The sequence below is a fragment of the Pseudomonas sp. IT-P100 genome, from assembly GCF_949767185.1.
Classification (GTDB): domain Bacteria; phylum Pseudomonadota; class Gammaproteobacteria; order Pseudomonadales; family Pseudomonadaceae; genus Aquipseudomonas; species Aquipseudomonas fluorescens_B.
On record NZ_CATKQK010000022.1, the window covers coordinates 751381 to 774920 of the forward strand.

Below are 23540 nucleotides of genomic sequence, written 5' to 3' on the forward strand. Positions count from 1 at the left end.
ACGCCATGAGTCGTGAAGCCCTGCAGGAATCGCTGTCCGCAGTGATGGATAACGAAGCGGACGAATTGGAATTGCGTCGGGTGTTGAATGCCTTTGACGATGTTGAAACCCGTGAAACATGGGCTCGTTATCAGATCGCTCGGGCAGTGATGCATAAGGATCTGCTGCTTCCACGCCTGGATATCGCCGCGGCCGTTTCCGCTGCGCTGGCTGACGAAGCCGTACCGGCAAAAGCTTCCCGTGGTCCATGGCGCAGCCTGGGTCGTCTGGCAGTTGCAGCATCCGTCACCGTTGCCGTATTGGCAGGTGTTCGTCTGTACAACCAGGACGAGATCGCGGGTGTCGAGCTGGCTCAGCATTCCAGCCAACCGAGTCTGGCCGTTCCTCAGGTCAAGGGTCCAGCTGTATTGGCCGGCTATAATGAGAGTTCGGAAGCCACTGGTCCTATGGCCAACGGCGTTTTGCAAGGTCAGCCGGGCTGGCACGATCAACGTTTGCCAGGCTACTTGCGCCAACATGCTCAACAGGCTGCACTGAAAGGTACTGAGAGCGCTCTGCCTTACGCTCGTGCAGCAAGCCTGGAAAACCGTTAAGGAGGATCATGCGCGCCATACCTCTACTTTCGCTTCTGCTCGGTGGCTGGTTCATTGTTCCAGCCCACGCCGATGAAGCCCAGGACTGGTTGACCCGTCTTGGTCAGGCCGAGCAACAGCAAAGCTTTCACGGTACTTTTGTCTACGAGCGAAACGGTAGTTTTTCTACCCACAACATCTGGCACCGCGTCCAGGATGGCAAGGTCCGCGAGCGTTTACTCCAGCTTGATGGCTCTGCTCAGGAAGTCGTGCGCATTGATGGGCATACTCAATGCGTCAGCGGCACCCTGATCGCAGGACTTGGGGACTCCCGCAATTCCGCTGCTCGTGCTCTAGATCCACAGAAGCTCAAGAATTGGTACGACCTTGCCGTCATCGGCAAGTCGCGTGTTGCCGGGCGTGCTGCGGTAATCGTTTCCCTGAAACCGCGCGATCAGCACCGGTATGGGTTTGAACTGCACCTGGACAAAGAAACCGGATTGCCGCTCAAATCGTTGCTCCTGAACGATAAGGGGCAGTTGCTGGAGCGCTTCCAGTTCACGCAGATGGATACCTCTGGTATTCCGTCCGACAGTGATCTGCAGCCTGGCAGTGATTGCAAAACCGTCGCTCTCGACAGCGACAAGGCTTCAGCGGTCAAGGTTGCCCAGAGCTGGCATTCGGATTGGCTGCCTGCAGGCTTCGAGCTGACCAGCAGTACCTCGCGCAAGGATCCAGAGACAAAAACCCAGGTCAACAGTCTGATGTATGACGATGGTCTGGCCCGTTTCTCGGTGTTCCTTGAGCCACTGAATGGTGCAAAGGTCACAGATACTCGCACTCAGTTGGGCCCGACCGTCGCCGTATCCCGGCGCTTGACAACGCCCCAAGGCGATATGATGGTTACCGTGGTCGGTGAAATTCCTGTTGGCACCGCTGAACGGATTGCGCTGTCCATGCGCAATGATGCCACTGCAACCCAGTAGTGAGCTGATATCGAAATGTTTGGTGAGCATTTCAATTTGCAAATATCCCCATAATTTTTTATAGGTCAGAGCCCCTCGGCTCTGGCCTTGTTTGTTGTTCCCGGAACAAAAATACCGGCGTATCGTTCCCGGTGTTCCTTGCTCCATATCGCTTAACCATGCTCGTCGTAACGGGAGCCGTATGTCGATACCACGCTTGAAGTCTTACCTCTCCATTTTTGCCACTGTACTGGTGCTCGGTCAGGCGGTCGCTGCTCAAGCAGTCGAGTTGCCTGATTTTACGCAACTGGTCGAACAGGCCTCGCCTGCTGTGGTGAACATCAGTACCACGCAGAAGCTGCCGGATCGCAAAGTGAGCGAGCAGATGCCTGACCTCGAAGGCTTGCCGCCGATGTTGCGCGAATTCTTCGAGCGTGGCATGCCACCACAGTCGCGTTCACCTCGCGGTGATCGCCAGCGCGAAGCCCAGTCGTTGGGTTCGGGGTTCATCATCTCGTCTGACGGCTACATCCTTACCAACAATCATGTGATCGCCGATGCCGACGAAATTCTCGTTCGTCTGGCTGACCGCAGTGAGCTGAAAGCCAAGCTGGTCGGCACCGATCCACGTTCCGACGTGGCCTTGCTGAAAATCGAAGGCAAGGATCTGCCGGTTCTCAAACTTGGCAAATCCCAAGACCTGAAGGCCGGCCAGTGGGTGGTCGCAATCGGCTCGCCATTCGGTTTCGACCATACCGTGACTCAGGGCATCGTCAGCGCTGTCGGTCGCAGTCTGCCGAACGAAAACTATGTACCGTTCATCCAGACCGACGTGCCGATCAACCCGGGCAACTCCGGTGGACCGCTGTTCAACCTGGCGGGCGAAGTCGTCGGGATCAACTCACAGATCTACACCCGTTCCGGCGGCTTCATGGGCGTGTCGTTCGCGATTCCTATCGACGTAGCCATGGACGTATCCAATCAGCTGAAAAGCGGCGGCAAAGTCAGCCGTGGCTGGTTGGGCGTTGTCATTCAGGAAGTGAACAAGGATCTGGCCGAGTCGTTCGGTCTTGAAAAACCGGCCGGTGCGCTGGTGGCTCAGATCCAGGACGATGGCCCGGCAGCCAAGGGTGGTCTGCAAGTGGGCGACGTGATCCTGAGCATGAACGATCAACCGATCGTCATGTCAGCAGATCTGCCGCACCTGGTGGGCGCACTGAAAGCTGGCTCGAAAGCCAACCTGGAAGTGATCCGTGAAGGCAAGCGCAAGAATGTCGAGCTGACGGTCGGCGCTATCCCGGAAGAAGGCAAAGAGCTGGACGCATTGCCGAAATCCAGTATTGAGCGCAGCAGCAATCGCCTGGGTGTTTCCGTGGCAGAGCTGACCGACGAGCAGAAGAAAACCTACGACCTCAAAGGTGGTGTGGTGATCAAGGAAGTCCAGGACGGTCCTGCTTCCATGATTGGTTTGCAGCCGGGCGACGTTATCACTCACCTGAACAATCAGGCGATTGGTTCCACCAAGGAGTTCACTGATATCGCCAAGGCGCTGCCGAAGAACCGCTCGGTGTCGATGCGGGTTCTGCGTCAAAATCGCGCCAGCTTCATCACCTTCAAACTGGCTGAATAAACCGGTTGTCGGCTGAATAAAAAACCGCCTCGAAAGAGGCGGTTTTTTTGTGCCTGTTGAAAAGCGTCAGCCCATCATGTCCTTGATCATCCGCTCCTGCTCCATCAGCTCCCGTTGGCGAGCGTCGATCCGCGAAGACAGTGGGAAGTTGGTTCCGGCCTTGCGCTTGGCGAAGTCCAGTTGCTGGATGGCCTGGCGGTAGTCGCCGACCAGTGCAAAGTACTCGGCGCGAGCCTGATGCAGGCCAATGATGTTGCCTGACAGGCCGCGGGTTTCAGCCACCATGTACCAGACGTCCGGATCATCCGGGCGGCTCTTGAGCAGGGTTTCCAGTGCCTTTTCCGCTTCGGGCGCACGGTTCTGCTTGAGCAATAAATCGACGCGCACCTGATTCAGCGGATAGTTGCCCGGATACTGAGTCAGCATCCGGTCGACCCGGGTCTGAGCATCCGGCAGGCGATTGTTGGTGATGTCCAGATCGATCTGCGCCAGGTTGTAGATGATCTCGTTCGGCGACTTGGCCAGCAGCAACTTGAGGTTTTCACGTGCCTCATTCAGTTGGCCACCCTTGATCTGGGCGATGGCCAGGCCATAGCGTGCGACATCGTTTTTTGGGTTCTCATCCAGCTGGGCGCGAAAGCGTTTGGCGCCCAGGCCTGGGGTTTCCTCGTAGATCAGTTGGACCCGCGCGCGAATCAGTTGATAACGCATGGAGTCTTCAATACCGCCCGGTTTGGCCTGTTCGGCGCGGTTACGGGTGTCGGCGATCCGCGATTCAGTCACCGGGTGAGTCAGCAGGAATTCCGGCGGCTTGGCGTCGAAACGGTATTGGCGCGCCAGCCGCTCGAACATGGTTGGCATCGAGCGTGGATCGTAACCGGCTTTCTCAAGGTTAAGGATGCCGATGCGGTCGGCCTCTTGTTCGTTCTGGCGCGAAAAGCGTCGCTGTTCCTGAATCGCCGCCGCCTGTGTGCCCGCAATGGCCGCGATCCCGGCATCGCCCGCACCGGCAGCGGCAATCACGATGCCGGCCAGTAGCGCAGCCATCATCGGCACCTGCATGCGCTGTTGCGCTTCGACGCCACGTGCAAAGTGGCGCTGCGACAAGTGAGCCAGTTCGTGGGCAAGTACCGAGGCGTATTCACCCTCGGTCTGGGCATTAAGGAACAAACCGCCGTTGACCCCGACAATCCCGCCCGGCGCCGCAAAGGCGTTGAGTTGTGGGCTGTTGATCAGGATGAATTCCAGGCGGCGGTCGTTGACCTGGCTTGTCTCCACCAGACGGTAGACGCTGGATTCGACGTAATCCTTGAGCTGCGGATCGTTGAGCTGGGAAACCTGACTGCGCAGCAGCGCCAGCCAGGCACGGCCCAACTGGTATTCCTGTTGTGGCGAGACAATGGCAGAACTGGCGTCCCCGAGTGACGGCAGGTCGTCGGCGAAGCCTGGTGAGGCAAGCAGGCAAGCGAGCGTCAGCAGGGTAGGGCGCAAAAAAGTCATGCACAAAGCCTTAGTCGACAAAGACCTTACTGTAGCCGGACAGTACGCTTCGGACCAGATATTCTAAGCCCCTCGACCACATGACCCGGAGTGATGCAATGACCGACGCTGTAGACCATGACGCCGAACTGGACGCCAGCGGCCTGAATTGTCCGTTGCCGTTGCTCAAGGCCAAGCTGGAACTCAATCGCATGACCAGCGGCGCGGTGCTCAAGGTGATCGCCACCGATGCGGGCTCGCAGCGTGACTTTCGCACCTTTGCCCGTTTGGCCGGTCATACGCTGCTTCGTGAAGAAGATGAAGCGGGCGTTTACCGCTACTGGTTGAAGAAAGCCTGAAACCTGGCGCATTCGTTTCTAAGGGATTTTTGATGTTCAAGGTGTTACGCGACTGGATTCAGCGCTATTTTTCCGACGAAGAAGCCGTGGTGCTCGCGGTTTTGCTGTTTCTGGCGTTTACCGCCGTCCTGACGCTGGGCGGCATGCTCGCGCCAGTGCTCGCCGGTATGGTGTTGGCGTATCTGATGCAGGGACTGGTGGTGACCCTTGAGCGCTTGCGCATGCCGGGCGGGGTGGCCGTGGGGCTGGTGTTTGCGTTGTTCATGGGTGTTTTGCTGGTGTTCATCGTGATCGTTGTGCCGTTGCTCTGGCATCAGCTGATCACGCTGTTCAATGAACTGCCGGGCATGCTCGCCAAGTGGCAATCGTTGTTATTGCTGCTGCCCGAACGCTACCCGCACCTGGTGTCTGATGAACAGGTGCTGCAAGCCATCGAAGTTGCACGGGGTGAGATCGGCAAGTTCGGCCAGTGGGCGCTGACGTTTTCGCTGTCGAGTCTACCGCTGCTGGTGAACATCATGATCTACCTGGTATTGGTGCCGATCCTGGTGTTCTTCTTCCTCAAGGACCGGGAAATGATTGGCCAGTGGGTACGCGGTTACCTGCCTCGCGAGCGCGCGTTGATTACTCGCGTCGCTCATGAAATGAACCGGCAGATCGCCAACTACATTCGCGGCAAGGTCATCGAAATCTTTATCTGCGGTGGTGCGACCTACATCGGGTTTGTCGTGCTGGGGCTCAACTACGCGGCGCTGCTGGCGCTGTTGGTGGGTGTGTCGGTCGTGGTGCCCTACGTCGGCGCGGTAGTCGTGACGGTGCCGGTACTGTTGATTGCGTTGTTCCAGTGGGGCTGGAGCGACCAGTTCATCTATCTGATGGCGGTTTACGGAATCATCCAGGTGCTGGACGGCAACGTGCTGGTACCGCTGCTGTTTTCGGAAGCGGTCAACCTGCATCCGGTGGCGATCATTTGCGCGGTACTGTTGTTTGGCGGGTTGTGGGGCTTTTGGGGAGTGTTCTTCGCGATTCCGCTGGCGACGTTGTTCAAGGCGGTGCTGGATGCCTGGCCGCGCAAGGAGCCGGTAGTGGCGCCGCTGCTTTAACGGATCACCCTGATTTTTTCAGTGAGGGTAAGGGGCTCTTCGTCGGAACGCGGCCCGGAGCAAGCCCGCAAACACATTCAACCGAGTTCTTCCTGTAAGAATGCGATCGAATGTGGGAGCAGGTTTGCTCGCGAAAGCGCCAGAACAGGCGCCAGATAATTAGGCCTTGTTCAGCGCCTGAGCCGCCGCCAGAACAGCGTCCACATGCCCCGGCACCTTCACGCCCCGCCATTCCTGACGCAGCACACCATTCTTGTCGATCAGGAACGTGCTGCGATCAACACCCATGTATTCCTTGCCATAAAGCTTCTTCAGCTTGATCACATCAAACAGCTGGCACAGCGCTTCTTCCTTGTCGCTGATCAGCTCGAAGGTGAACGCTTGCTTGGCCTTGAAGTTCTCGTGAGATTTCAGGCTGTCACGCGACACGCCGAAGACTTCGGTGTTGGCCGCTTTAAAGGCGTCGAGCTGATCACGAAAGCCCTGGCCTTGGGTCGTGCAACCCGGCGTGCTGTCCTTCGGATAGAAGTAGATGACCACTTGCTTGCCTTTGAGGCTCGCGAGACTGACGGTCTGCCCGCTGGTGGCGGGGGCTTCGAAGTCGGCAACCGGTTGGTCGATGGCAACGGCCATGAAAGCTTCCTTACATTGGGTTTTGTGGGCGCCACGGTTCGATCAGGGCATCCAGGTTCAGCGCGTCGGCGAAATCCAGGAACTGATCGCGCAGCCAGCTGATCTGCACACCGGCCGGCAAGGTCACGGTAAACGTGGCATTGAGCATGGTGCCGCCGGTTTGCGGCGCCTGATACGTGTCACAGGTCAGGTTTTCCAGCTCGACGTTGTGGTCCATGAAGAACTGGCACAGCTCGTTGATGATGTCCGAGCGGTACGCCGAGCTGACGTAGGCGACGTACGGCAGGGCCTGTGGACGATTCTCCAGCGCCGCGCTGCGCACCACGTTGACCGTGAAGGCGTGTTTCTTGGCGAGGGTCGGCAAGCTGCCTTCGAGACGCGCCAGGGCGTCCCAGCTGCCGGAGATCTCGAGGATCAACGCACTGCACTCGCCATGGCGGGTCAGGCGAGAGGTGACCACGGCGCAGCGGTTTTCATGGCTGGCGCGGCACAGGACGTTAGTCAGCTCCATGGGGTTGGCGCCGAGGGCACTGATGACAAGGAATTGTTCGCGAACTGTGGGGGTGGACATGCAGCATTCCTAAAGCGATGAGCGGTCGATACTTCTACGGGCTTTTTTTACCGGGGGCGAGCCTGCGGATGCGAATTCAGAAAACCCGGGCCGAAGGTTGCAACGTGCTCTATCAAGGCAAGAGCGAAGGGTGGCAACGCTGGATCGGGGCTTGTGATGCCGAAAATGGAGGCTGAAACCCGGCGTACGAGCATGTCAGTACCGATCAAAGTCTGAAGGGTAGCGAAAAGCAGCGCCAAGGGGAATGGCAGCAGCGCAGTACTTCGCTTGTACAAGCATCTTGGCGCCAGTACCATTACGGCTCTCTTTTTCCGGCAGGAGCGGTTTCATGATTGCGGGCAGTATGGTGGCACTGGTCACACCCATGGATGCACAAGGGCGTCTTGACTGGGACAGCCTCAGCAAACTCGTGGACTTCCACCTTGAAAACGGCACCCATGCCATTGTCGCGGTCGGTACTACCGGCGAGTCGGCGACCCTCGACGTCAACGAGCACATCGCTGTCATCCGTGCCGTGGTCAAACAGGTCAACGGCCGTATTCCGGTCATCGCCGGTACGGGTGCCAATTCGACCCGCGAAGCCGTCGAACTGACCCGTAATGCCAAAGAGGCCGGTGCCGACGCCTGCCTGCTGGTCGTTCCGTACTACAACAAACCGACTCAGGAAGGTTTGTACCAGCACTTCAAGCACATTGCCGAAGCGGTCGACATCCCACAGATTCTCTATAACGTTCCTGGCCGCACCTCCTGCGACATGCAGGCCGAGACCGTGATTCGCCTGTCTACCGTGCCGAACATCATCGGTATCAAGGAAGCTACCGGCGACATGAAGCGCGCCAAGGCAATCCTCGATGGCGTGAGCAAGGACTTCATCGTGCTGTCCGGCGATGATCCGACCGCCGTCGAACTGATCCTGCTGGGCGGCAAGGGCAACATTTCCGTCACCGCCAACGTTGCTCCACGCGAAATGGCCGATCTGTGCGAGGCCGCGCTCAAGGGCGATGCCGAGACCGCTCGGGCAATCAACGAAAAACTGATGCCGCTGCACAAGGACCTGTTCATCGAAGCCAACCCGATTCCGGTGAAGTGGGCTTTGGTTGAAATGGGCCTGATGCACGAAGGCATTCGCCTGCCGCTGACCTGGCTGAGCGCACCTTGTCATGAAACGCTCCGCACGGCTCTGCGCCAGTGCAGCGTCCTGGTTTAATTGAGGAAGTACAACGCATGAAGCGAATGGCCGGACTTTCCGCACTTGCCTTGATTATCTCCAGCACCAGTGGCTGTGGATGGGTCTGGGGCCCGGAAGGTTATTTCCGTGACCGTGGTAGCGATTACCTGGAAGCGCAACAGACTGCACCGATGCAATTGCCACCGGACGTCAGCACCTCCAAACACCTGGATCCGCTGCTGCCGATCCCGCGCAACGTGGCCGATGACACCGTCAAGGGTGAATACATCGTGCCGCGTCCGCAGCCGCTGTCCGCCGCTGCCGACGCCAGTGCCTACTCGCTGCAGAAAACCGGTGACTCGCGCTGGATCGTCGCTCAGAACCCGCCGGCCGAAGTCTGGCCAGTGGCTGTGCAGTTCTTCCAGGACAACGGTTTCCGTCTGGATGAACAGCGTCCGCAAACCGGCGAATTCACCACCACCTGGCAGCATTCCGACGAACTGTCCGCAGCGATGGCCAAGCGCCTGAGCGCAGCCGGTGTCGGCGCTGACAGCGAAACCCGCGTGCGGGTGCGTATCGAGCCGGGCGTGCAGCGCAACACCAGTGAAGTCTACGTGGTAAGCGCCGAGCGTCCTGCCGGCAGCACCGCCGATGTCGCCTTCACCAACCGTTCGGTCAACACCGGCCTGGACGCGGCACTGGTCGACGACATGCTCGCGAGCATGAGCCGCATCTCGGAGAAGGGCGGTTCGGTCTCCATGCTGGCTTCGCGTGATTTCGATACGCCAAGTCGCGTCAGCCTGAGCGAAGACGGCAGCGGCAACCCGGTTCTGAACGTCGGTAACGACCTGGACCGTGCCTGGTCGAGCGTCGGTCGTGCGCTGGAACAGGGCGAATGGCGCGTTGAAGACATCAACCGCAGCCTGGGCCTGTACTACATCAACCTGTCTGAAAAAGCCGAGAAGAAAGACGAGAAGCCTGGTTTCTTCAGCGGCCTGTTCGGCAGTGCGCCGAGCAAGGAAGAAGTAGAAGCCCGTGCCGAGCGTTATCAGGTTCGCCTGAGCAAGGTAGGCGATACCGTTCAGGTCACCGTCGAGAAAAACATCAACACCGTGGCGCCGGCTGACGTGGCGCGCAAAGTGTTGAGCGTGATTCAGGACAACCTGGGCTGATCACATGCGTTTTGCCGTTCTCGGCAGCGGTAGCCAAGGGAACGGCACGCTGATAGCCAGCGCTGATACGTACGTGCTGGTGGATTGTGGTTTCTCCCTGCGGGAAACCGAAAAACGCCTGTTGCGCCTGGGGGTGAACCCGGCGCAACTGAGCGCGATACTCGTGACCCACGAACATGCCGACCACGTGCATGGCGTGGGTTTGCTATCTCGGCGCTACAATCTGCCTGTCTACCTCAGTCGCGGCACCCTGCGCGGGATGCGCAAACCGATTGAACCGGCCGGCCTTCTGGCGGGCGGCGAGCAATTGCAGATCGGCGCACTGAGCATCGGCGTCATTGCCGTGGCCCACGATGCACAGGAACCGACGCAATATGTGTTCAGTGACGGTGAGCGGCGCTTCGGCCTGTTGACCGACCTGGGTTCATACTGCAACAAAGTGCTGGACGGCTATCGGGATCTCGATGCGTTGATGATCGAGGCCAACCATTGCCGAGACATGCTGGCTCGCGGTCACTATCCGAACTTTCTCAAGCAGCGGGTGGGCGGTGAACTGGGACATTTGAACAACCACCAGGCGGCATTCCTGGTGTCCGAGTTGGGCTGGCAAGGCCTGCAACACCTGGTCCTGGCCCATCTGAGCAGCAAGAACAACCTGCCGCAGCTGGCCCGGCAATGTTTTGTCGACACCCTCGGGTGCGACCCGGACTGGCTGCAATTGGCCGATCAAGATTCAGGGCTCGACTGGCGACACATCGCCTAGCCCACCTACTTAGCAAGCGGAGCCCATCATGGAAAAACGTGAAGAACTCTACCGCGGCAAAGCCAAATCGGTTTTCAAGACCGACGACGCTGACCGCTTGATCCTGCTGTTTCGCAACGACACCTCGGCGTTCGACGGCAAGCGCATCGAGCAGCTCGACCGCAAAGGCATGGTGAACAACAAGTTCAATGCCTTCATCATGCAGAAACTCGAAGCCGCCGGCGTGCCGACCCAATTCGACAAACTGCTGGGCGACAACGAATGCCTGGTGAAAAAACTCGACATGATCCCGGTCGAGTGCGTCGTGCGTAACTACGCGGCCGGCAGCCTGGTCAAGCGCCTGGGCGTCGAAGAAGGCATGAAGCTCAACCCTTACACCTTCGAACTGTTCCTGAAGGACGACGCCAAGGGCGACCCGTTCATCAACGAATCCCACGTCGTGGCCTTCGGCTGGGGCACCGCCGAGCAACTGGTTCGCATGAAAGAACTGTCGCTCAAGGTCAACGAAGTCCTGAGCAAACTGTTCGACGACGCCGGCCTGCTGCTGGTCGACTTCAAACTCGAATTCGGCGTGTTCTCCGACGGCTCCATCGTCCTGGGTGACGAATTCAGCCCGGACGGCTGCCGTCTGTGGGACAAGGCCACCGGCAAGAAAATGGACAAGGACCGCTTCCGTCAGGGCCTCGGTGACGTCATCGAAGCCTACGAAGAAGTCGCCAATCGTCTGGGCGTACCGCTTTAATCGACGCAAGCATCTGATAGCACAGAAATATTTCGCTCAGGGGGTTCGCTTCCGGCAAAAGTGTTGTTATGATGCGCGCCGTTGGAGAGATGCCAGAGTGGCCGAATGGGACGGATTCGAAATCCGTTGTACCTTCACCGGTACCTAGGGTTCGAATCCCTATCTCTCCGCCATTACATAGAAAAAGCCCCGTAGCTGAACAAGCTACGGGGCTTTTTCGTTTCTGTAGATTTTTCAGGGCGTTTTTAGGGACGTCTACATGTACGTATCAGGCGTCGGTGTTCACCGGTGGCCACCTCGTCAGCACCTTGTGTACGTCATCCACGACGGCCTTGCTCATGGCGGTCAGGTAATGCGCTGCCCAAGCATGTCTGTCTGTGTCCTTGGCGTAAGCCGCATCGACAGTCAACAGCTTGGCCAGGTACAGAAGGTCAGATGCTTGCGCCAAGGCTTTCCCGACAGGTACGCCGGAATTTACGCGGAATAACGGCTGGTTGGAGCAATAGTGGAACGGTGTGAGGCCAATGGTCGTCAGCTCGGGTTTGTCGCTCATTTGTCACCTCCTTCAATGAGGCGGCGGGTTAGGTCGAGCGGTGAGGTTTTATACGACTTGGAATTGTGTTGAGGGGAATGACTGCTTTTGTGCGGATTTGAAGTATCCATGTCTAGCTCCGTGACGTGAGGAGCTGCCATTTCGTTACCAAGCGAATGGGTGGCAGCTGTGCGCAGGTTGGTAAACCGGGAGTCACGGAGACCGGCACGCTCGAAAGCGTCCCGCGCACAACCGCCATAACACAAGTTTTCAGGCGTACAAACACCAAGAAAATGTGAAGGGGGCGCTGTTGCGCAACTCGTCGGGTTACCAAGCCCGATCGCTGGAATTCCAGCGACGTCTTGAGAGTATCCCGCTGAAACTGACGTCATCAAGGCGCTAACTTACTGAAACACGCAGCAGAAGCACGTTCGTACGCAACTCCCGGATTTTGCCTACAACTGCGCCGAGAGTCACCCCGATATTCTTATGGCCTTACAAAAACGGACAAATCCCGAATGCGAAAACGCCGCTTCTCTAAGTCTAAAAAGGCGGCGTTTTTTACTTTTTTTGAGGGTGGAGCTCGAGCATCGGCACAGCTCTGCAGGGGCGCGGCGTTCGGGCTTTCCTTGAACAAGCAGGAATTATCCCGTGAACGTGAATCTTACGGCTGCGAGTGACCCAGTTTCCTCTTGATCAGCTCATAGACGTCTTTGTGGGTGGAGTTATGCAGGGTTTTGTCCTTGCAGGCCGATGCCAGGAACGTTTTGACCTCTTCCTTTGCATGAGGGTAAAGACCTGCGACGTAGTCGGCTTCATGGGGCTGGGTGCAGTTGAAGTGTGTGTCGTCTTTTGCTTTATCTCTAGCCATTGCAGAGGCTCCTTTTGAGTTCGCATGATTGTCGATGGTCAGGGCCTTTTTGCCCCGCACGGCGCAGAGCTTAGGGGCTAAACGTGATGCCGCCAGGGGCTTGGACAAATCAGGAAGGGGCTGTCAGACGATGCCGGAGTCTGCCGCAGGATTAAACAAAAAATCCCTGCAAGCTTAAATCTGCAGGGATTCTGGCTGACCATCTCATCAAGCCCCATAGCTGATTAAGCTACGGGGCTTTTTCGTTTCTGGCGTTTTGTTTTGGGGGATTTTTGGGGGAAGAACGCGGCCATCGCGTCGAGGAACACAGCAATGCAACACCACATCCCGTGAACCAAGCTCATTGTCTATCCTGCAATACAGAGCAACTGATCGAATGACAGGTGATGTCATGAACAGATGGCGGCGTCTTTGGTTGTCTGTGAAGCTGATAGCAGCCGCTGCGGCCTGTGTGGCTGTGGCTGTTCAGGCTTTTCAATACATGCTGGAAAGCCAGGACGCCGTGCAAATTCATCCTTTGAGCATTTTGGTTGTCGGGCTGATCTTTGGCTTTATCAGCTATGGATTGCTTTCGCTGATTGAAAGAGGTGTACAGCGGCTTTTAGCCCGTTCTGACACTGTCGCCCCAGAGCCTCGGGCAGAGCTTGAGAGTGATGTGGAGCTGGTCGCAGATCAACCGCTAACCCTGCAAGCTGATGCCTCGACTCATCAGAAAAATCTGTGAACGGGCTTCAAAAGGAAGGCGGCGTAATCACCCAAGTCACCACCGCATCCACATCCTCGGGATTCCCGCACCGATGCGGCTCCTGACTGGAAAAACTGAAACTGTCCCCCTCACTCTGCTGCAATCGGCTGGACGTTACATAGAAAAGCCCCGTAGATGAAAATCTACGGGGCTTTTTGGTTCTCGGCGGAGTGAGGGGGTTAACGCTTAGTTGCGAATACGATGTTCCGTAAACGCGTAGTCCTCTTGGCAGTCGGCGGTAGGATCTGTGACGGTGTTTACGTAGTGAATGGTGTTCCCATCCAGTATTTTGTACTCATAGATTTCCGGAGTCCGGACACCGTCCGTTTTCATTTCATTCTTGCCATTCGCCGCAGACCAGGAACCTCGCTCGGTTTGAATGGGTTGGGTCCGTTGCGCGTCTCGGAAGAAGGTGATCGAGAAGCGACCATTGGGCTCGAAATTCGTATTCCAGGACAGGAACTGGCATTTGCCGTGTTCTTCGCGCATTCCTTGCCATGAGCCTACGAGGGACGGGTCCGTGGAGGGACTGTTCGACGTACATGCACTTAGTGCTGTGGTCAGAATGATGAGAGTAAACGTGATGCCCCAGTGCATGTACAACTCCATTTAATGAAACAGAAAACCTGCATTCTACTGACCGGATTTCCAGGAAATCCGGACGCGAAGACAGGTGTTTGGTCGCGCTTGGATTCTACGGAAGGAACACCGTCAGCGGCGTTGCTGCGTCGGATTCGGTCGCCTCCCGGCGTAAGAAAGATATACCGTTTCACGAGAAAAGTTACTTGCCTGAGTCAGTCTGTTTACCCACCCCCGAATCCATTTGCCGCTCTGAACATTCAAGGTTTTCCTTCGCAATATTCCCTGACACTGAAACTCCCCACCGCCAAAAATCCTCATCTACTCTGGTTTCGCAGGTCACTGATCTGCCGTCATCAGCCAATCGCAAGGAGCGATCAATGTATTTTGAGATTTACAGGCAAACCCGTGGCACCCCCCAGACTGGCAAAGGTCAATGGCGGTGGCGCTTGAGGGCGGGGAACCATGAAACGATTGCCAGCGGCGAGGCGTACGTCAACAAGGCGGATTGCGCGCATGCCATCAGCCTGATCAAGGGGACTCACGATCACACGCCGATAAAGGAAATCTGATCTTCAGGTGGTGAAGCTGCTCAATGAGGGCAGCTTCTTTGCAAGCAACCTTGCGCTCGGATCAAACGCAGACTGCTTGAGTCGCATAGACGCCGCTTGCGGCAGCTACCTAAACTGTCAGCAGATTTGGGGACTGGGGGGCAGTGGATGAATCGCAACGAACTACGCAAGGCGGATATCAACCTGATGGTGGTGTTCGAAACCTTGATGCTCGAACGTAACGTCACCCGGGTGGCGGAGAAGTTGTTTCTCGGGCAGCCAACCATCAGTTCGGCGCTCAACCGCTTGCGCACGATGTTCAATGATCCGCTGTTCATTCGCGTCGGTCATCGCATGGAGCCGACCGCCAGGGCCGAGGAGTTGATTCAATACCTGTCGCCAGCGCTGGATTCGCTGTCGGTGGCCTTGAGTCTGACCCATGACTTCGACCCCGCCAGCAGCACCATGACTTTTCGCATCGGGCTGTCGGACGATGTCGAGTTTGGTCTTCTGCCACCGTTGTTGCGTGCCCTGCGCCAGGAAGCGCCGAAGGTGGTGTTTGTGGTGCAGCATGTCGATTACTGGCGGATTCCCGATTTGCTGGCGTCCGGCGATATCACCGTTGGTATCAGCCAGACCCGCGGTCTCCCGGCCAATGCCAAGCGCAAATTGCTGCGGCACATCCAGCCCAGTATCTTGCGTGCCGATGCGTCCGACACGCCGCTGACCCTCGATGAATATTGCTCGCGCCCTCACGTGCTGGTGTCGCACACCGCCAATGTCAGTGGTTACGCCGATGAGTGGCTGGCGGAGATTGGTCGTACGCGCCAGGTGGTTTTATCCGTGCCGCAATACAGCTCGTTACCCGCCTTGCTCGCCGGAACCGATCTGATCGCCAGCCTGCCGGATTACGCCGCCGAGGCGATGGCGGCGTCCGGCCAGCTGTTCACGGAGCCTTTTCCGTTCAAGACCCCGACCCTGGACCTGTCCATGGTCTGGCTCAGCCACGTCGACACCGACCCTGCCGAACGCTGGTTGCGCTCGCGACTGGAGGCGTTCATGAGTGAGCGCTTCGAGTCGCCGCCGCTTCAGTGAGCAGGGCAACTCTGTGATATATGTACGACCTTTGCGCCAACCTCAAGGAGCCACATCATGCCCCACCTGCACATGGAATACACCGCCAACCTGCCCGAGCTGAATGCCGATGTGGCCCTGATCAGGCTGAACAATACGCTGGTGGCTTCCGGTCAGTTTGCTGCCGAATACGACATCAAGAGTCGCGCGGTAAAGGTCGAGTCGTTCAAGGTCGGCACCGCATTGGCTGAGCGGGCGTTCGTGCATGTAAAGCTGGCCTTGTTGAGTGGTCGCTCGCCGGCGATCAAAAAACAGTTGTCCGAAAGTCTGCTGGCCGTGGTGCAGGAACTGTGTGAGTGGCCAACGGGCGTGGAAGTCCAGTTGGCCGTGGAAATCCTCGACATTGATCGAGAGTCCTACAGCAAAGTCGCCATCAACAACTGAGTCTCAAGTCATTTACTGCTCGGTGCAGGCCTGCACCACCTGCTCGCGCAACCAGGCATTGGCGCAGTCTTCATCGGCACTTTGACTCCACTGCATGTCGAGGGTGAACCCCGGCAGACCGTTGGGCGCTTCGCAGTGATTGAAGATGACCTCGCTGGCCAGCAACTGCTGGATGCGTCGGGGCAGGGTGACGATGAAGTCGGTGCCGGTGATCATTTTCAGCGCCGCGCTGTAGCTGTTGGATCGCGCGACTATCTGCCGTTTTTGCGCCTGCTGCGCCAACCAGCCGTCGACCATGTTGGTGCTGGACGTCCAGGGGGTCGGAAATACATGCCGGCGTTCGGTAAAGGCTTGCAGGCTCAGGCGCGGTTCCAGCGGTGTGGCGCGTTTATCGAAGACACAGACCAGATCATCTTCCAGCAGCATCCGGGATTTGAAGTCGGTGTGATTGCGATGAAAATTCGGGCCGAAGCAAATCACCAGGTCGAGACTGCCGTCGCGCAGTTCCTCGGCCGGGATGTCGGTTTCGAACTTGTGCATGTTGACCATCACCGGCCAATCGGCGAAATCGAAACGTTTCAACAGGCGCGGCAGGATCAACTGCTCGAAGTATTCCGGTGCGCAAATGTTGAAGGTGACCGGTTGCAAACTAGGGTCGAACGTCGGTGCACCGGCGTGACACAGGTTGATGCTTTCCAGAATTCTCAGCACATGGGCATACATGGTGCTGGCTTTGCAGGTGGGTCGCATACCGGCGCGGGTGTTGATGAACAACTCGTCCTCGAAACCGGTGCGCAGCTTTTTCAGGCAGTAACTCACGGTGGACTGGCTGACACAGAGTGTTTCGGACACGCTTGTGACACTGCTTTGTTCATACACGGCTACAAACACCATGAGGTCCTGCATGTCGAGTTTTCTAAGCAAGTTACTGTTCAGCATCCATTCGTCTCGCTGTGATCCTTGCGCTGATTGAGCGCAAACTCGTGCGAAAGATCCTAACGGAACGATGGTGCCAGGAGAATGCCCTGTAGGAAGTTTCACTGATAGTTGGGAGGCAGTGCCGGCGACTTTCAGGTCCGAACAGTTGCAGGCATGGCGCGGCGGCTGGACATCAACAGCGCCAGCATGCCGAGGCCGACCAGCACGGCACCGATGATCTCCAGCGGCAGCGGCGACTGGCGCAACCAGAGCCAATGAAACAGCGTGATGAACAGTGTGCTCAGGTAAATGTAGGAAATGACCGACGACGGGGCGATGACGCCGATGGCCCGATGCAACAGCCAGAAGGTCGCCAGTGTGGCGAACAGCGCCAGGTAGATCAGCCAACCGAAGTCGTTCAGGGTCAGCAAGGACGCCGATCGCCAGCCACCGCTAAACCCACAGAACGCCAGCAAGAACAGCGCGCCGAACAGCATGTTCCAGAAGGTCATGCCCACCGGGCCGCGACCTTTGAGGCTGCCAGCCTTGAGCCGCTGGCTCAAGGGAGAGTAGAGCGCCATCGCCAGGCAACCGATCCCATACACCAACACCGCATAGAGCGAAGGCAATTCGTCCGGCCCCGTACCTTTGAGCACGAGCAATACGGCGCCGGCAGCCGCCAGCAGCATTGGAGCGACGCGTTTCCGGAGGCTGCTGTCGGGCATCAACACCGCTTCGAAAAACAGGGTCAGCAGTGGCACCAGGGTGAACAGGGTCCCGGTGTTGACGGCAGAGGTGTAGCGCAGTGCCTCGAACAATGAGCCGAAATACACCGCCAGCAACAAGCCGAGTACGGCATGGCCGAGCAGTCCGTTGCGGGTCATGGCGGCGTCGCCCTTGAACAGCCGCAGCGGCAAAAACACCAAGGCGCAAAACAGCAGGCGCAAACCGGTCAGCAGGACCGGGTCGATGGCCTGGCTGACCTGCGCCGCCGCGGAAAACGAAGCGGCGATCAACAGGGCCCAAAGCAGCATGCCAAGGTGGGCGGTGGCGAAACCGGTGTGTTGCATGATGGTTGCTCCGGATCAGTGAATGTGACGGGCGTAGTACCGTGGGTCAAAACGCAGGACCATCAGCAGCATCAGCGCCATGACGCCCGTAAGCGACCACCAGGCCCATTCGAAACTGCCGAGTTGATCGCGGATCCTCCCGGCAATCAGTGGCGAGAGACCGGCGATCAGGTAGCCGATGCCTTGAACGAAGGCGGTCAGGGCGCCCGCACGTTGTGGCTGGTCCAGGTGATCCAGCGACACGATCAGGCTCATCGGGAACAATCCACCGATGCCAAGCCCCAGCAGGCACGGCCACAACAGACTCAGGTGTTGCGGGCTGAGAGTCAGCCCGCAGAAACCGGCCATGATCAGTGCCAGCAACACCACCAGCACCAGGCGTCGGTCGCGGCTGCGATTGGCGATCGCAGGCGTCAGCAGCCCCGACAACACCTCCATGGCCGTCAGAAAACCCAGCAACAAACCGGCGTTTTGTTCGCTCCAGCCTTTTTCCACGTAGTACGGCGCCAGCCAGGCCAGTACACAGGTGTAGGACGCAGTACCCAAGCCAAAGAAGATCGCGAGTAACCAGGCGCGGGAATTGGCGAAGAACGACCCATTTCGCTGCGCTTGAGCAGACCGTATCGGCATCCCCGAGCGTTGGACGAGCCACACCAGCAGTGCGACCAGCGCCAGTACTGCCCAGATCGCCAGGCCCATCCGCCAGCTACCCGTGCGCATCATCACCAGCGGCGCGAAGGACGCGGCAATCGCTGCGCCGCCCATGATCGACGTGACGTACAGGCCCATACACACAGAGACGTAGTCGCCAAAACGGGACTTGATCAGCGCGGGCATCAGCGCCTGTATCAGGGCAATACCGATGCCTGCCAGCACGGCACTGAGGATCAGTTCGGCCGCGGAGTCGAGGAACAGGCGCGACACCGTCGCCACGCCGATGATCAGCAGCGACACCACCACCGTGCGCTGTGCGCCGAGCCATCGGCTGACGCTGAGGCCGAAGAACATCGCCAGTCCCATGGCCATCACCGGCAACATGGTCAGCAGCGAGGCCAGGCTGAAACTCAGCGGGATATCGCCGCGAATCGCCGACAGCAAAGGACCGACCGCCGCCATGGAGGGGCGCAGGTTGAGTGCGACGAGAATGATGCTGACCATCAGCCAGAGGGCAGGGCGGGAAGTGGCGCGGACGTTTTCCATCGATTGGACCTTGAATGACAAGGGCCAGATTAGGCGCGCGAGGCCTGGAGGCCGCAAATCAGAAAGTCCGGGGTGGTATTTAGAAATTAAATAGTTCTGCTGCAACACAGGGTTAAGTCAGTATTCAGAGAATGTTTAGCCATTTCGCAACCAAAGTTCTTCAAATCCCGATTTAACGACTTATCCTGCCATGTGACGCTGCGGTTCATCTGTTTACTGCGGTCTTCTCTATGGACGGTTGTCCGGTCGCACTTCCTTCCGAACTCGCCTTCTGGGCGTTGTGGCATTGCCGTCACGCGCGCCCGCCGGATTCCCACCTTTCCCGTTGATTGTTCTTACAGGTCCCGCACCGTACGCAGGGATCAAATCGGCAGCGCCTGCGCGTTTGCCTGACGCGGAAACAAGAGAGTTCCTATGAGTTGTGCCACGACATCCTTCGCCACGAAGCAAGAAGCCCTGACCTTTCTTGAACAGAATCCGGATATCGAGATGTTCGAGTTGTTCATCCTCGACAACAACGGCGTGCCACGGGGCAAGTTGTTGCATCGCGATGAATTGCTGGCGGTGTATGAAAGTGGCCGGCCTTTGCCAAGTACCATCCTGGGCCTGACCATCAACGGCGACGACGTTGAAAACTCCGGGCTGGTGTGGGACGTGGGCGATATTGATTGCCGGGCCTACCCGATCAGCGGCAGTTTGACGCGCATGCCGTGGCGATTGATTCCGACGGCGGCGGTGCAGGTCAGCATGCACCCGAAGGAGGGCATGCCGGCGACCATCGCCGACCCACGCCACCTGTTGGCGAAGGTGATCGAAGGCTTGCAGGCGGACGGTTACTACCCGGTGATGGCGGCGGAGCTGGAGTTTTACCTGCTGGATCAGCAGCGCGACAGCAACGGTCGGCCGCAACCGGCGCGAGACGTTGACGGCGGACGTCCGCGCAGCACTCAAGTCTACGGTTTGCGCGAACTGGAGCAGATCGAGCCATTCCTGGCCGACCTCTACAGCGCCTGCAAACTCCAGGGCATTCCGGCGCGCACGGCGATTTCCGAATACGCGCCGGGGCAAGTGGAAATCACCCTCGAACATCGTACCGACGCCTTGCAGGCGATGGATGAAGCCGTGCGCTACAAACGGCTGGTCAAGGGCGTGGCGCACAAACACGGGATGACGGCGTGCTTCATGGCCAAGCCTTTCGACGACCTGGCCGGCACTGGCATGCATATGCACGTCAGCCTCGCAGACAAGGACGGCAACAACCTGTTCGCCAGCGACGCCACGGACGGTACGCCGCTGCTGAAACAGGCAGTTGGCGGCATGCTCAGTACCTTGCTCGATTCGTTGCTGCTGTTCTGTCCGAACGCCAACTCCTACCGTCGCTTCCAGACCAATAGCTACGCGCCGCTGGCTGCCACTTGGGGCGTGGACAATCGCACTGTGAGTTTGCGCGTGCCCGGCGGGCCAGCGTTCTCGCGGCACATCGAACATCGCATTTGCGGCGCCGACGCCAACCCGTATCTGGCGGCAGCGGCGATCCTGGCCGGCATCCATCGCGGCATTCGCGAACAACTGGACCCGGGGGCGCCGGTCGAAGGCAATGGTTACGCCCAGGCCACGGAGCTGCTGCCGACCGACTGGCTGACCACCTTGCGCGCTCTGGAAGGTTCGACGTGGGCGCGGGAGGCCTTCGGTGGAGAGTTTCTCGGCGTTTATCTCGCCGTTAAACGTGCCGAGTATCGGCAGTTCATGGGCGAAGTCGGTGAACAGGATTGGCGTTGGTACCTGAACCAGGCCTGAACCATTCTCAAATACAACTTAAGTTTTGACCTCATACTGGAAGCCAACTAATCGTTGGCTTCTTTTTCACAAAAAATTGATGGTTGGCCGCCTAAGGTTAGTGCTGTCGCGGTAAATGAACTTTTCACATTTGCTGACGGCACTTCTTTACAGGAACAGCCGATTATCATGTTGAAGATTAAAGCCGTGCGCCCGGAATGGGTGACGTTGTTTGCCAGTACCTTTCTGTTGGCGGGCTTCAATTTAGTGCTCTGGCAACACCTGTTTGAAATCACCGCCTTCGATGGCGACGGCATCGCCCTGCGTGTTTCTTTCGGCTTGATGATTCTGGCTGCCTTCAACATAGTGCTGACACTGCTGGCTTTTCGGCCGTTGATGAAGCCGCTGTTGACGTTGATCTTTATGATCAGCGCCGGGGTGGCTTATTTCATGAGTCAATACGGTGTGCTGATAGACACCGGCATGTTGCGCAATTTTGCGCAAACCAATGCAACGGAAGTGCGTGACTTACTCTCGATAAAGTTGCTGGTTTATATTCTTTTGCTCGGTGTGTTGCCATCGTGGTTGTTGTGGATAACATCGGTAAATTACCGCCGCTGGCATCGCGAACTATTAAGTAAGGCTTTGGTAAGTGTTGCGTCGGTAGTGGTATTAGGTGGTGTGGCGCTAGTTAATTATCAGGGCCTCTCGTCGTTGTTTCGAAATCACCACGAATTGCGTTTGATGGTAGTGCCCAGCAACTATATCGGTGCCTCCTTCGGCTTCCTGCGCGAACAAGTCGTTTCGGCCCGGCAACCCTTCGTAAAAATTGGTGAGGACGCCAGGAAAAACCCGGCCTGGCAAGCTCACGGCCGCAAATCCCTGACCGTGCTGGTGGTGGGTGAGAGTGCCCGGGCCGAGAACTTTGGTGTGCTGGGCTACGACCGCGACACCACGCCAGCACTGGACAAGGAGGCGGGCCTGATTGCCTTCACCGACGTGTACTCCTGCGGTACGGAAACAGCCGTCTCGGTGCCGTGCATGTTTTCCAACATGGGCCGCAAAGACTACAGCGCGAGCAAGGCAAAGAATGAGGAGGGTCTGCTGGATGTGCTCAAGCGAGCGGGGCTGGATGTCATCTGGCGCGATAACCAGTCGGGCTGCAAAGGCACTTGCGACCGCGTCACCCTCGATGATGTCAGCAACCTGAAAGACCCGACGCTCTGCGCCAACAGTGAATGCCGCGATGAAATCCTTCTGCAGGGGTTGCAGCACTTCATCGACACCCTGGATAAAGACACCGTGCTGGTCTTGCATCAGATGGGCAGTCACGGTCCTGAGTACTTCAAGCGCTACCCGAAAGAGTACGAACGCTTTACCCCGGTGTGTGAAAGCAATGCGCTGAACAATTGCAGTCGCGAAAGTATCGTCAACGGTTACGACAACACCCTGGTGTACACCGACCATGTGCTGTCGACCCTGATCGACCTGCTGCGCAGCAACCAGGACAAAGTCGATACAGCGATGCTGTATCTGTCGGACCACGGTGAGTCCCTCGGCGAATACAACCTGTTCCTTCACGGTACGCCTTACATGATGGCGCCCGATCAACAGAAGCATGTCGCCATGCTGGCCTGGTTCTCTGACAGTTATCAGAAGTCTTTCTCGGTAGACACTCATTGCTTGCAGCTGAGCCGTGATAAACCGTTGAGCCAGGACAACCTGTTCCATTCGATGATCGGTTTGCTGGAGGTCAACAGCAAGGTCTACAACCAGGATCTGGACATGTTTGCCGGCTGTCGCGGTGCGGTGATTGACGGTGTCCTGGCCAAAGAGTGAGGGCCACGACCTTTTTTTCACGAACCGGCCGTTAATCTGCGTCCCGGCAGATTCTTCCTACAAGAGCCCCTTACATGTCCGCTCAACCCCCTTCCGCCATCGAGCTCGAGTTCGCCCGGCGCCACGATCAGGAACACGCCCGCGTCTGCCTGCAGCCGCACTCACGTGGACTCGCCGGGCGCCTGGCGTTCTGGCGTGACGAGCAACTGGTGCGTAACGCGCTCAAGGCGGCTGGCGAGCCAGGCCTGGTCCTCGACGTGACTTGCGGGGCCGGGCGCTTTTGGCCGGTGCTGGCCGAACACACGAACCGGGTGATTCTGGCGTCCGACCCGTCTCAGGACATGCTCGATCACGCACCGACCCACCACCCGCAACACCTGCTGAAACGGGTCAAGACTTTTCAAAGCTCGGCATTCGCCATCGGCTTGTCGGCGAATGCGGTGGACTGCATTTTTTGCATGCAACTGTTTCAGCAGCTCGCCAGCCCCGAGCATCGGTTGGCCATGCTGGGGGAGTTCCACCGGGTCAGCCGCGATACGGTGATTGTGGCGGTGCGGGTCGACACCCGTTTCAAGCGCTGGCGGCCGGATACACAAGGGGTTCGGGCTCGGCCGCTGGCCAGTAAGGCCGAAGTGGAAGACGAGTTCAAACAGGCGGGTTTTCACTTGCTCAGTCACCAGGACTTCCTGCCCGGTTGCGAGCGAATGCGCGTCTACGTGTTGCGTAAGGCCAGATAACCTCCCTCTGTCAGACATTTCTTGCCATCAGGCAGGTGTTTTCGCTA

25 protein-coding genes, 1 tRNA gene and 1 pseudogene are annotated in these 23540 nt (G+C 58.0%); 17 read left to right on the forward strand and 10 right to left on the reverse strand.

From position 1 onward, the window contains the following. Positions 1–5 precede the first annotated feature (5 nt). From ACM6IQ_RS19690 to ACM6IQ_RS19700, 3 genes are all read left to right on the forward strand, one after another. Positions 6–593 (forward strand): sigma-E factor negative regulatory protein, encoded by a 588-nt coding sequence (locus ACM6IQ_RS19690; RefSeq protein ID WP_017336967.1) that lies wholly within the window; start codon positions 6–8, stop codon positions 591–593. 8 nt (positions 594–601) lie between these two features. Continuing rightward, positions 602–1558 carry a MucB/RseB C-terminal domain-containing protein gene (locus ACM6IQ_RS19695; RefSeq protein ID WP_414879598.1) on the forward strand — a complete coding sequence of 319 codons (957 nt, stop codon included), beginning with the start codon at positions 602–604 and terminating at the stop codon, positions 1556–1558. Positions 1559–1739: 181 nt separating this feature from the next. Continuing rightward, positions 1740–3167 (forward strand): DegQ family serine endoprotease, encoded by a 1428-nt coding sequence (locus ACM6IQ_RS19700; RefSeq protein ID WP_017336969.1) that lies wholly within the window; start codon positions 1740–1742, stop codon positions 3165–3167. A 66-nt stretch (positions 3168–3233) separates the two neighbouring features. Here the strand turns inward: ACM6IQ_RS19700 and ACM6IQ_RS19705 are convergent, their stop codons facing one another. Continuing rightward, complete coding sequence (locus ACM6IQ_RS19705) at positions 3234–4667, reverse strand: M48 family metalloprotease (protein ID WP_017336970.1); 1434 nt, start codon at positions 4665–4667, stop codon at positions 3234–3236. Positions 4668–4765: 98 nt separating this feature from the next. Here ACM6IQ_RS19705 and ACM6IQ_RS19710 point away from each other — a divergent pair, with 98 nt between their 5' ends. Together ACM6IQ_RS19710 and ACM6IQ_RS19715 are read left to right on the forward strand one after the other, a co-directional pair. Continuing rightward, entirely contained in the window at positions 4766–5005 is a 240-nt protein-coding gene (locus tag ACM6IQ_RS19710) for a sulfurtransferase TusA family protein (RefSeq protein ID WP_017336971.1), read from the forward strand. Positions 5006–5037: 32 nt separating this feature from the next. Then, entirely contained in the window at positions 5038–6108 is a 1071-nt protein-coding gene (locus ACM6IQ_RS19715; protein WP_017336972.1) for an AI-2E family transporter, read from the forward strand. Between the two features lie 159 nt (positions 6109–6267). Here the strand turns inward: ACM6IQ_RS19715 and ACM6IQ_RS19720 are convergent, their stop codons facing one another. Both ACM6IQ_RS19720 and ACM6IQ_RS19725 read right to left on the reverse strand, forming a co-directional pair. Next, positions 6268–6741, reverse strand: a complete 474-nt coding sequence (locus ACM6IQ_RS19720) for a peroxiredoxin (protein ID WP_008034924.1) — start codon at positions 6739–6741, stop codon at positions 6268–6270. 10 nt (positions 6742–6751) lie between these two features. Further along, complete coding sequence (locus tag ACM6IQ_RS19725) at positions 6752–7312, reverse strand: glycine cleavage system protein R (protein WP_017336973.1); 561 nt, start codon at positions 7310–7312, stop codon at positions 6752–6754. Positions 7313–7640: 328 nt separating this feature from the next. Between ACM6IQ_RS19725 and dapA the strand changes: the two genes are divergently transcribed. The 5 genes from dapA to ACM6IQ_RS19750 all read left to right on the forward strand — a co-directional run bounded on the left by dapA (position 7641) and on the right by ACM6IQ_RS19750 (position 11330). Beyond that, positions 7641–8519, forward strand: coding sequence for a 4-hydroxy-tetrahydrodipicolinate synthase (dapA, locus tag ACM6IQ_RS19730; RefSeq protein ID WP_017336975.1), 879 nt, complete (start codon positions 7641–7643; stop codon positions 8517–8519). Between the two features lie 17 nt (positions 8520–8536). Further along, the gene (bamC, locus tag ACM6IQ_RS19735) at positions 8537–9652 is read left to right on the forward strand and encodes an outer membrane protein assembly factor BamC (protein WP_414879599.1); all 1116 of its coding nucleotides are present in this window, start codon (positions 8537–8539) and stop codon (positions 9650–9652) included. Positions 9653–9656: 4 nt separating this feature from the next. Next, entirely contained in the window at positions 9657–10415 is a 759-nt protein-coding gene (locus tag ACM6IQ_RS19740) for an MBL fold metallo-hydrolase (protein ID WP_414879600.1), read from the forward strand. A gap of 28 nt (positions 10416–10443) precedes the next feature. Beyond that, positions 10444–11157 carry a phosphoribosylaminoimidazolesuccinocarboxamide synthase gene (purC, locus tag ACM6IQ_RS19745; RefSeq protein ID WP_008034929.1) on the forward strand — a complete coding sequence of 238 codons (714 nt, stop codon included), beginning with the start codon at positions 10444–10446 and terminating at the stop codon, positions 11155–11157. An 83-nt stretch (positions 11158–11240) separates the two neighbouring features. Next, a tRNA-Ser gene (locus tag ACM6IQ_RS19750) sits at positions 11241–11330 on the forward strand. Between the two features lie 95 nt (positions 11331–11425). Here ACM6IQ_RS19750 and ACM6IQ_RS19755 read toward each other — a convergent pair. Both ACM6IQ_RS19755 and ACM6IQ_RS19760 read right to left on the reverse strand, forming a co-directional pair. Continuing rightward, on the reverse strand, positions 11426–11710 hold the full coding sequence (locus ACM6IQ_RS19755) for a DUF3077 domain-containing protein (protein ID WP_017336977.1): 285 nt from the start codon (positions 11708–11710) through the stop codon (positions 11426–11428). Positions 11711–12353: 643 nt separating this feature from the next. Then, entirely contained in the window at positions 12354–12560 is a 207-nt protein-coding gene (locus ACM6IQ_RS19760) for a hypothetical protein (RefSeq protein WP_017336978.1), read from the reverse strand. Between the two features lie 391 nt (positions 12561–12951). Between ACM6IQ_RS19760 and ACM6IQ_RS19765 the strand changes: the two genes are divergently transcribed. Beyond that, positions 12952–13284 (forward strand): hypothetical protein, encoded by a 333-nt coding sequence (locus ACM6IQ_RS19765; RefSeq protein WP_084322672.1) that lies wholly within the window; start codon positions 12952–12954, stop codon positions 13282–13284. A gap of 7 nt (positions 13285–13291) precedes the next feature. On the opposite strand, the pseudogene ACM6IQ_RS19770 reads toward ACM6IQ_RS19765, so the two are convergent. Then, positions 13292–13405: pseudogene (locus ACM6IQ_RS19770) on the reverse strand (cupin domain-containing protein); the annotation flags it as partial. Positions 13406–13491: 86 nt separating this feature from the next. After that, the gene (locus ACM6IQ_RS19775; protein ID WP_414879601.1) at positions 13492–13902 is read right to left on the reverse strand and encodes a hypothetical protein; all 411 of its coding nucleotides are present in this window, start codon (positions 13900–13902) and stop codon (positions 13492–13494) included. Between the two features lie 362 nt (positions 13903–14264). Between ACM6IQ_RS19775 and ACM6IQ_RS19780 the strand changes: the two genes are divergently transcribed. From ACM6IQ_RS19780 to ACM6IQ_RS19790, 3 genes are all read left to right on the forward strand, one after another. Then, entirely contained in the window at positions 14265–14456 is a 192-nt protein-coding gene (locus tag ACM6IQ_RS19780; RefSeq protein ID WP_017336981.1) for a YegP family protein, read from the forward strand. 147 nt (positions 14457–14603) lie between these two features. Then, positions 14604–15530 carry a LysR family transcriptional regulator gene (locus ACM6IQ_RS19785; RefSeq protein WP_017336982.1) on the forward strand — a complete coding sequence of 309 codons (927 nt, stop codon included), beginning with the start codon at positions 14604–14606 and terminating at the stop codon, positions 15528–15530. Between the two features lie 57 nt (positions 15531–15587). Next, positions 15588–15953 (forward strand): 5-carboxymethyl-2-hydroxymuconate Delta-isomerase, encoded by a 366-nt coding sequence (locus tag ACM6IQ_RS19790; protein ID WP_017336983.1) that lies wholly within the window; start codon positions 15588–15590, stop codon positions 15951–15953. Positions 15954–15965: 12 nt separating this feature from the next. Here ACM6IQ_RS19790 and ACM6IQ_RS19795 read toward each other — a convergent pair whose 3' ends face one another. The 3 genes from ACM6IQ_RS19795 to ACM6IQ_RS19805 all read right to left on the reverse strand — a co-directional run bounded on the left by ACM6IQ_RS19795 (position 15966) and on the right by ACM6IQ_RS19805 (position 19141). Beyond that, a complete protein-coding gene (locus ACM6IQ_RS19795) occupies positions 15966–16892 on the reverse strand; it encodes a LysR substrate-binding domain-containing protein (RefSeq protein WP_414879602.1) in 927 nt (308 codons plus the stop codon). Positions 16893–17023: 131 nt separating this feature from the next. Beyond that, on the reverse strand, positions 17024–17941 hold the full coding sequence (locus ACM6IQ_RS19800; protein WP_414879603.1) for a DMT family transporter: 918 nt from the start codon (positions 17939–17941) through the stop codon (positions 17024–17026). A 15-nt stretch (positions 17942–17956) separates the two neighbouring features. Next, a complete protein-coding gene (locus ACM6IQ_RS19805) occupies positions 17957–19141 on the reverse strand; it encodes a cyanate transporter (RefSeq protein WP_414879604.1) in 1185 nt (394 codons plus the stop codon). A 414-nt stretch (positions 19142–19555) separates the two neighbouring features. Here ACM6IQ_RS19805 and ACM6IQ_RS19810 point away from each other — a divergent pair, with 414 nt between their 5' ends. From ACM6IQ_RS19810 to ACM6IQ_RS19820, 3 genes are all read left to right on the forward strand, one after another. Beyond that, the gene (locus ACM6IQ_RS19810; RefSeq protein WP_017336987.1) at positions 19556–20938 is read left to right on the forward strand and encodes a glutamine synthetase family protein; all 1383 of its coding nucleotides are present in this window, start codon (positions 19556–19558) and stop codon (positions 20936–20938) included. A gap of 168 nt (positions 20939–21106) precedes the next feature. Next, positions 21107–22756 (forward strand): phosphoethanolamine transferase, encoded by a 1650-nt coding sequence (locus ACM6IQ_RS19815; RefSeq protein ID WP_414879605.1) that lies wholly within the window; start codon positions 21107–21109, stop codon positions 22754–22756. Between the two features lie 74 nt (positions 22757–22830). Further along, entirely contained in the window at positions 22831–23493 is a 663-nt protein-coding gene (locus ACM6IQ_RS19820) for a class I SAM-dependent methyltransferase (RefSeq protein ID WP_414879606.1), read from the forward strand. Positions 23494–23540 lie beyond the last annotated feature (47 nt).

Bases quoted from the DNA above. Each gene is read 5' to 3' on its own strand.
- ACM6IQ_RS19705 (WP_017336970.1), bottom strand. From the start codon at position 4,667: ATGACTTTTTTGCGCCCTACCCTGCTGACGCTCGCTTGCCTGCTTGCC.
- ACM6IQ_RS19760 (WP_017336978.1), bottom strand. From the start codon at position 12,560: ATGGCTAGAGATAAAGCAAAAGACGACACACACTTCAACTGCACCCAG.
- ACM6IQ_RS19695 (WP_414879598.1), top strand. From the start codon at position 602: ATGCGCGCCATACCTCTACTTTCGCTTCTGCTCGGTGGCTGGTTCATT.
- ACM6IQ_RS19725 (WP_017336973.1), bottom strand. From the start codon at position 7,312: ATGTCCACCCCCACAGTTCGCGAACAATTCCTTGTCATCAGTGCCCTC.
- ACM6IQ_RS19805 (WP_414879604.1), bottom strand. From the start codon at position 19,141: ATGGAAAACGTCCGCGCCACTTCCCGCCCTGCCCTCTGGCTGATGGTC.
- ACM6IQ_RS19775 (WP_414879601.1), bottom strand. From the start codon at position 13,902: ATGCACTGGGGCATCACGTTTACTCTCATCATTCTGACCACAGCACTA.
- ACM6IQ_RS19740 (WP_414879600.1), top strand. From the start codon at position 9,657: ATGCGTTTTGCCGTTCTCGGCAGCGGTAGCCAAGGGAACGGCACGCTG.
- ACM6IQ_RS19790 (WP_017336983.1), top strand. From the start codon at position 15,588: ATGCCCCACCTGCACATGGAATACACCGCCAACCTGCCCGAGCTGAAT.
- ACM6IQ_RS19815 (WP_414879605.1), top strand. From the start codon at position 21,107: ATGTTGAAGATTAAAGCCGTGCGCCCGGAATGGGTGACGTTGTTTGCC.
- bamC (WP_414879599.1), top strand. From the start codon at position 8,537: ATGAAGCGAATGGCCGGACTTTCCGCACTTGCCTTGATTATCTCCAGC.
- ACM6IQ_RS19755 (WP_017336977.1), bottom strand. From the start codon at position 11,710: ATGAGCGACAAACCCGAGCTGACGACCATTGGCCTCACACCGTTCCAC.
- ACM6IQ_RS19795 (WP_414879602.1), bottom strand. From the start codon at position 16,892: ATGCTGAACAGTAACTTGCTTAGAAAACTCGACATGCAGGACCTCATG.
- ACM6IQ_RS19765 (WP_084322672.1), top strand. From the start codon at position 12,952: ATGAACAGATGGCGGCGTCTTTGGTTGTCTGTGAAGCTGATAGCAGCC.
- ACM6IQ_RS19780 (WP_017336981.1), top strand. From the start codon at position 14,265: ATGTATTTTGAGATTTACAGGCAAACCCGTGGCACCCCCCAGACTGGC.
- ACM6IQ_RS19700 (WP_017336969.1), top strand. From the start codon at position 1,740: ATGTCGATACCACGCTTGAAGTCTTACCTCTCCATTTTTGCCACTGTA.
- ACM6IQ_RS19710 (WP_017336971.1), top strand. From the start codon at position 4,766: ATGACCGACGCTGTAGACCATGACGCCGAACTGGACGCCAGCGGCCTG.
- ACM6IQ_RS19800 (WP_414879603.1), bottom strand. From the start codon at position 17,941: ATGCAACACACCGGTTTCGCCACCGCCCACCTTGGCATGCTGCTTTGG.
- ACM6IQ_RS19715 (WP_017336972.1), top strand. From the start codon at position 5,038: ATGTTCAAGGTGTTACGCGACTGGATTCAGCGCTATTTTTCCGACGAA.
- ACM6IQ_RS19820 (WP_414879606.1), top strand. From the start codon at position 22,831: ATGTCCGCTCAACCCCCTTCCGCCATCGAGCTCGAGTTCGCCCGGCGC.
- ACM6IQ_RS19785 (WP_017336982.1), top strand. From the start codon at position 14,604: ATGAATCGCAACGAACTACGCAAGGCGGATATCAACCTGATGGTGGTG.
- ACM6IQ_RS19690 (WP_017336967.1), top strand. From the start codon at position 6: ATGAGTCGTGAAGCCCTGCAGGAATCGCTGTCCGCAGTGATGGATAAC.
- ACM6IQ_RS19810 (WP_017336987.1), top strand. From the start codon at position 19,556: ATGAGTTGTGCCACGACATCCTTCGCCACGAAGCAAGAAGCCCTGACC.
- dapA (WP_017336975.1), top strand. From the start codon at position 7,641: ATGATTGCGGGCAGTATGGTGGCACTGGTCACACCCATGGATGCACAA.
- ACM6IQ_RS19720 (WP_008034924.1), bottom strand. From the start codon at position 6,741: ATGGCCGTTGCCATCGACCAACCGGTTGCCGACTTCGAAGCCCCCGCC.
- purC (WP_008034929.1), top strand. From the start codon at position 10,444: ATGGAAAAACGTGAAGAACTCTACCGCGGCAAAGCCAAATCGGTTTTC.